Source organism: Phytobacter sp. V69 (assembly GCF_965644215.1).
In the GTDB taxonomy this organism is placed as follows: Bacteria; Pseudomonadota; Gammaproteobacteria; order Enterobacterales; family Enterobacteriaceae; genus Phytobacter.
Map to the genome: position 1 here is coordinate 1 of NZ_CBFFRL010000291.1, position 4,290 is coordinate 4,290.

General features: G+C 54.1%; 2 protein-coding genes and 2 pseudogenes. 2 read left to right on the forward strand and 2 right to left on the reverse strand.

The window, feature by feature from the left end:
• Positions 1-73: 73 nt before the first annotated feature.
• A pseudogene (gene pdeG, locus ACSZPU_RS23775) lies at positions 74-1,462 on the forward strand (cyclic di-3',5'-guanosine monophosphate phosphodiesterase PdeG); the annotation flags it as partial.
• Between the two features lie 132 nt (positions 1,463-1,594).
• Positions 1,595-2,212, forward strand: coding sequence for a TetR/AcrR family transcriptional regulator (locus tag ACSZPU_RS23780; protein ID WP_499003963.1), 618 nt, complete (start codon positions 1,595-1,597; stop codon positions 2,210-2,212).
• A 14-nt stretch (positions 2,213-2,226) separates the two neighbouring features.
• Here ACSZPU_RS23780 and ACSZPU_RS23785 read toward each other — a convergent pair whose 3' ends face one another.
• Both ACSZPU_RS23785 and ACSZPU_RS23790 read right to left on the reverse strand, forming a co-directional pair.
• Positions 2,227-2,832 (reverse strand): PqiC family protein, encoded by a 606-nt coding sequence (locus ACSZPU_RS23785; protein ID WP_499003964.1) that lies wholly within the window; start codon positions 2,830-2,832, stop codon positions 2,227-2,229.
• A pseudogene (locus tag ACSZPU_RS23790) lies at positions 2,829-4,235 on the reverse strand (PqiB family protein); the annotation flags it as partial. The gene ACSZPU_RS23785 and the pseudogene ACSZPU_RS23790, both read right to left, overlap by 4 nt.
• Positions 4,236-4,290: the final 55 nt, after the last annotated feature.

Below are 4,290 nucleotides of genomic sequence, written 5' to 3' on the forward strand. Positions count from 1 at the left end.
GTAGCGAGCCATAGTTCAATATGTTGTTGAAAAAGACAGTTACTATAACTCAGGTGATTAAGGGACACAGCCTAATAACATTCTGGATGAGGCCTCACAGGCAACCCAAATCGCCATCGAGGTCGCTGAAAAAGGATGTAATCCACAAACGCAATATCTTCTGGGCGCAGAAGCGGCCCTGCAACCTCACCTTCGCACGATATTGATCGTCAGAGACGGGGGAATATGGTGCTCGTCACTGCCAGGTAAGCGGCCGTCAATTACGCATATCCCCAACGTACCGGAGATGCCTTTATTTCTTACTTCGGCCAAAAACACCACCAATGGAATGCCGATACTTATCTACCAGACACATATCGCGAAAGATCGTATTTTCGTCACGTTAAGCGATCGGCATATTCGGGAAGCACTGAATATTCCGTTAAAGGATATGGCTTATTCATTGCGCGTGGGGGATGTAGAGCTGGGTCTCACGGGGGATATAAAGCCCGCCTCGGGAGATACACCCTCTCCTGGGCGCGTAGACTCGACGCTGTATCCATTCAGTATCATTTACACCCCGTCACCGCTGTTTAGCCTGCACAGACTTATCAGTCATGGCCTGGGCATCCTGATTTTCATCCTGCTGATTGCCTGTGCAATCGCCTGGGCACTGGACAAATACCTGAACAAAAACGCCACGCCTGAGGAAACCCTACGCCATGCCATTGCCAATGGGGAGATTGTGCCGTTTTACCAGCCGGTGGTGGATGGCCGTGATGGCACGCTGCGAGGTGTGGAAGTGCTGGCCCGCTGGAAACACCCGCGCGTCGGCTATATTTCGCCGGCTTCTTTTATTCCCATTGCCGAGAAATCAGAGTTAATCATCCCGCTAACCCAAAGCCTGATGCCCCAGACCGTGGCGCAGATGAACGCCATTGCCAGCAAATTACCGGAAGGGTTTCATGTCGGAATTGATTTCAGCGCCTCGCATATTATCTCGCCCAGCTTTGTGGCGGATTGTCTGAATTATAAAAGCAGTTTCAGCCGGGATGATCTGCATCTGGTACTGGAAGTGACAGAACGCGAACCCTTGCACGTGGACGACGACCTGGTTCATCGTCTGAATACCCTCCACGAAAATGGCTTTTTTATCGCCCTGGATGATTTCGGTACCGGGTATTCCGGACTGTCTTATCTTCATGATTTGCATATCGATTACATCAAAATCGATCACAGTTTCGTGGGGCGCGTTAATGCCGACCCGGATTCCACGCGAATTCTCGATTGTGTACTGGATCTGGCGCGCAAGCTGTCGTTAAGCATTGTGGCCGAAGGTGTTGAAACGAAGGAACAGCTCGATTATCTGAACAAGAACAATATCGCGTTTCTGCAGGGCTTCTATTTTTATCCACCCGTCACCTACACCAATCTGATCAAAATTTTGCTGTCAAAACCGCAGGTGAAAGTGGTGATTGAGTAAACATAGCGCGACCCGGGTGACCCCTTTCACAGTTAAACGGCATTCGCCTGCCTTTCAGTTAGCCGACTGTGGCATAATGGCATCAATACTGTACGGTATAGTTTTCAAGACCACATGACTGAAGGGTTCAACATGAAGGTACTGACGGAAGAACGACGCCAGGCAATCGTAGCCGCAGCCGCTGAGGTGTTTCTCGAGATTGGGTACGAACGCGCGTCGATGGATGAAGTCGCCCGACGAGCTGGCGGCTCCAAGGCCACCCTCTACAAGTATTTCTCGTCGAAAGAGGAATTGTTTGAAACGGTTGTGCGCAACTACAGCGCCCGGTTTCTGACCGAGGCGGCCAGTGGGCTGACCAACCCGGAAAATGCACAGCGTTCGCTGGAGCAAAAGCTCACCCACTTTGGGGAAGATATGCTGCGGGTCGTGACCTGCGATAACCAGGCGCTGCAAATCTACCGCGTGGTGCTGGGTGAGGCGGGACATTCTGATATCGGACAGCGCTTTCTTGAATCCGGCATCCGCCAAAGTATGGAGGAGCTGGCTCAGGAAATGAGCGACGCCATGCAGCGCGGCGAACTGGCGCAAGCCGATCCGATGCTGCGCGCTATTCAGTTTACCACGCTTATCAAAGCAGAAACGGAAGTACTGTTCTTCCTGCGTGAGATGCCGGACTTTTCTGCCGAAAAAGTCAGCCAGATGGTGAACAACGGCATCCGTCTGTTTCTGGCGGGTGCCGTTAAGCCATAACCTAAATCGCGGGGCTATTCGCGGTGACAGACCGCTTGCCCCGTCGATACCCAGTCGCTGGCGGTTTGCCCTATCTGATTCGCCAGCCTGTCAACAACCTGTTGCCAAGCAGAAAACAGCGGCGCGCCCTCTCCTGACAATGTCTGCGACAAATGGCTTTTACACACGAGGCGGCTGCGCGTTTGTGAACTCATGGTGGAAAGACTCCAGTCCGCATCCAGGCTGACGGCGTTGCCCGGCCAGCTATCAAACCGGCGTATTTGCACCAAAATCCGCACTGCCGGTTTGCCGTTATCCGGCGCCAGTCCGGCCACATCCACGGTGGAAAATTGTTGTGTGATGCGCGATGACAGCGCGGTCTGTAGCTCATCTCCGAGCGGGCTTAACCAGCGGTCATCATCCAACACCGCAATGCTGCTGTCGCTTTGCCGGATAACGACCTGCTGCGTATCCAGCTGTGCCGGCACCCCGACCGGCATCATTTCAATCACAAAATTTTGTGACGCGGCAGGATGCGCCACGGGTTCAGGGTTGACCAACGTGTGGTAGCGCACCTGGGGAGACGCACAGCCAGCAACCGTGAACGTTAAACCGACGAGCAGGCAGGCAATATATTTCACGGCTGATTTCGTTCTGTGGTGAGTTGTGCGGGATCCGCAGGCCGCCCCTGCAATACCGATTCCGGGTGGCGATCCAGTTGACTCGTCAGGCTGCGCACGGCCCGCAGTGTTCGGGTGGCTTCCTGTAAGGACTGGATGAGATTAATCATTAGCGGTGAATCCTGGGCCAGCAGATCCTGCGCGCTTTGCGTGGTCTGCTGAGTCTGCTCCATCAGGCGATTGGCGGCAGGTAGCGACTGGTTATTGACCATCCACAGGGTTTTATTCAGTTCACTCAACGTGACGTTCATGTTTTTCCCGATAGATTCTAGCGGCATTTTGTTGATTTTCCTGGCAATCCCCGTCAGTTGGTCTTGCAGAATATTGAGGCCGCCGTTCACCGTCGGAAGTTCTAAAGGACGCTTTGTGGCATCAAATGTCACTTTAGGCGCATCCGGTACGAAATCGAGGGAGATAAACAACTGCCCCGTCAGAAGACTGCTGGAAGTGGCCTGCGCGCGCAGGCCGTGAGCGATCATGTCTCGCGTAAAAATGGCCGTGTTCAGGTCAATATCGCCCGTCGGATTGGGCAGTTTTGCCAGCACATTGCCCATCCGTGACGGATAAACGTCAATGCCGACCACGGTCGGAAAGCGATATCCCTCGGGGTTGTAGTCAAGATCAACCGAAACCACGCGCCCAATCTTGACGCTGGAAAACTCCACCGGTGCGCCAACGTTCAGGCCATGCAGCGCCTGCTCGAAACGGAGCTGAAAGCGGATTGGCGGTCCATCAGCCGGTGCCATTGCCGTTTCCTCGTCCGGGGCGAGACTGTAACTGGTTTGCTTATACAACACGCCGTGCGTTGGGCTTTCCGGCGTTGAGAAGGCAATACCGCCCGCCAGAATGGCCGCGACCGTCTGGGTTTTAAGCTGAAAACCGTCGCTGCCCACGGAGAGATCCACCCCGCTGACATTCCAGAAACGCGAATCTGCGGTGACAAGGCGATCGTAAGGCGCATCAACAAACACCTGGATATCGATTCCACGCCCGTCTTTGCGCAATTGATATGACGTAATCCGCCCGACTGGAATACGGCGGTAATAAACCGGGGAGTTGATATCCAGTGAACCCAGGTCCTCGGCCTCAATCATAAACTGGCTGCCCGCCATGTCGTTGACGATAGCGGGCGGGGTTTCCATGCCGGTAAATTGATAGTGAGCGTCAGACGATCGTCCCCGGTCCACGCCGATATAGGCCCCGGACAACAACGTATCAATGCCGCTAACGCCACTGACGCCGACTCGCGGCCTGACCACCCAGAAACGCGTGTCGGCTCGCGCCAGATTCTGCGCGCTACGGGCCAGTGTGACTCGCACCAGCACCTGCGTATTATCGGGACTTAGGCTGTGTCCCTTAATCACCTGAGTTATAGTAACTGTCTTTTTCAACAACATATTGAACTATGGCTCGCTACGA